The following is a 2,294-nucleotide window of genomic DNA, read 5'->3' as shown; positions in this document are numbered from 1 at the left end:
TTCAGCCGCGCGGAAAGCCGCAATCAGCGCAAAGGTACCGACCAGGTACAGCGCCGCAGCAAACAGATAGGCCTCGAACGGCAGGTAAAAGTCGGAATAGATGCGGCTGGCCGCCGCCGTCACATCCAGCAGCCCCGGCACCGCACTGGCCAGGCTGGTGCTCTGCAGCATCATCACCACCTCGTTGCTATAGGCCGGCAGCGTGCGCCGCATGGCACTGGGCAGCACCACCCGGGTCATGATCTTGAAGTGGCTCATGCCAAAAGCTTGCGCTGCTTCGATCTCGCCCGCATTCGTTTCGCGGATCGCGCCTGCCAGCATCTCGGCCGTATAGCCCCCGGTATTCAGCGCAAACGCCAGCAAGGCGCAAAAGAACGCGTTCTTGAAATACACCAGCGGCCACACCGTGTCCCAGCGCGCCTGGATCCAGTCCAGCTGCGCCAGACCGTAGTAAATCAAATACACCTGGATCAGCAGCGGTGTGCCCCGGATCACAAAGGTATAGGCCCCCACCAACCGTTTCAGCAGCACGCTGTTGCTGGTCAAGGCCAAAGCAAAGGCCACCGCCAGCACCGCCCCGATGGCCACCGAGGCCGCCAGCAGCCACAGCGTATTCAGAATCCCCTCGCCAAACATGGCCAGGCTCTCTTCGCGAAAGATGACTTCCCAGTTCATAACGTCATCCTCACAGCGTGATACGCTTGGTGCCCAGGCTGTAGCGGGCATTCAGCTTGCGCAGCACCTCCAGCGACACCCAGGTGTAGACCAGGAACAAAGCCCCGGCAAACAGCAAATAGACAAACGGCGAGCGGGTTGCCGCACTGGCCTGCTTGGCCAGATAGGTCATCTCCTGCAGACCGATCAGACTCACCAGGGCCGTGGCCTTGATCAGCACCAGCCAGTTATTCGTAAAGCCCGGCAGGGCATAGCGCACCATCTGCGGCGCCGTGATGCGCAAGAAGGCCTGCCGAGGCCCCATGCCAAAGGCGGCCGCCGCCTCGAACTGCCCGCGCGGAATCGCCATGATGGCGCCGCGAAAGGTCTCGGTCATGTACGCGCCGTAGATGAAGCCCAGGGTCAGCACCCCGGCGGTGAACGGCTCTAGGTCCAGCGTAGCCTCGCTGCCGGCCATCTCCAGCAGGGCATTTACGCCAATCGTGCCGCCGTAGAACACCAAGAGCATCAGCACCAGGTCCGGGATGCCACGGATGATGGTGGTGTACAGCGTGGCCGGCACGACCAGCACCGGCCGCCCGGAGAGCTTGGCCGCGGCACCCAGCAGGCCCAGCAGCACCGAGACCGTCAGCGCGGCCAGGGACACGCCGACCGTGAGCAGCGCGCCATGGAGGATGGACCAGTAGTAATCAGACAAAACAAATCTACCTGCAGAATAAAAAAACAAGCCGTGGTGCTTATCGCTTACCACGGCCATGAGATAGAGAACGACAACCACCGGGGGCTAGAGACACCCCTGTCTTCCCACCAGGAACCCACAGAACCGGCTCCGCCGGGCTGTAGGGTTCGCCCCCTGCAAGGGGGTTGGCGAAAGACGCGAAGCGCTGCAGCCTGGGGGTGAGCCTAGTTCTTGCCGTACACGTCGATCTTGAAGTACTTGTCGTTCAGGGTCTTGTAGGTGCCGTCGGTGCGGATGGCCTTGATGGCGGCGTTGAGTTCTTCCTTCAGCGCCTTGTCACCCTTGCGCAGGGCCACGCCGACACCGCCACCAAAGTACTTGGGGGTGTACAGCTCGGGACCGACGGCCACATAGTCCTTGCCTTCGGGCTTGCTCAGGAAGCCACCGGTGACTTCGATGATGTCGGCCACGGTGCCGTCCAGGCGGCCGGCCTTGATGTCCAGGTAGACCTGGTCCTGGGCTTCATAGGGGGTGACGACCACGCCGAGCTTCTTGAGTTCGCCGTTGGCGTACTTCTCTTGGGTGCTGCCCTTCAAGACGCCGATCTTCTTGCCCTTGAGGGAGGCCAGGTCGGTGAACTTGATGTCGTTCTTGACGACGATCTTGCTGGGGGTGTTGTAGTACTTGTCGGTGAAGTCCACCACTTTGAGGCGGTCTTCGGTGATGGACATGGAGCTGATGATGGCGTCGTACTTCTTGGCTTGCAGGCCGGGGATCATGCTGTCCCAGACCTGTTCGACAAACACGCATTTGCGTTTGATCTTCTCGCACAGGGCGTTGGCGATGTCCACGTCGAAGCCGGTGGGCTTGCCGTCGGCGGTCTTGAAGGTGAAGGGCTCGTAGGTGGGGTCGATGGCGACTTTGAGGTCTTTACCTTGTG

3 protein-coding genes are annotated in these 2,294 nt (G+C 61.4%); all 3 read right to left on the bottom strand.

All coding sequences use genetic code 11. The features are described from left to right. A partial coding sequence (locus tag AC07O2_RS25920) for an ABC transporter permease (RefSeq protein ID WP_495234989.1) occupies positions 1–675 on the bottom strand: 675 nt, incomplete at its 3' end. A gap of 10 nt (positions 676–685) precedes the next feature. Next, a complete protein-coding gene (locus tag AC07O2_RS25915; protein ID WP_495234988.1) occupies positions 686–1,402 on the bottom strand; it encodes an ABC transporter permease in 717 nt (238 codons plus the stop codon). A gap of 176 nt (positions 1,403–1,578) precedes the next feature. After that, positions 1,579–2,294: ABC transporter substrate-binding protein (locus AC07O2_RS25910; protein WP_495234987.1), on the bottom strand; the 716-nt coding region annotated here is incomplete at its 5' end.

It is taken from the genome of Rhodoferax sp. GW821-FHT10B06 (assembly GCF_059415605.1).
Note: the sequence above shows the minus strand (reverse complement) of the source record. Positions and strands in the feature narration are given on the sequence as shown.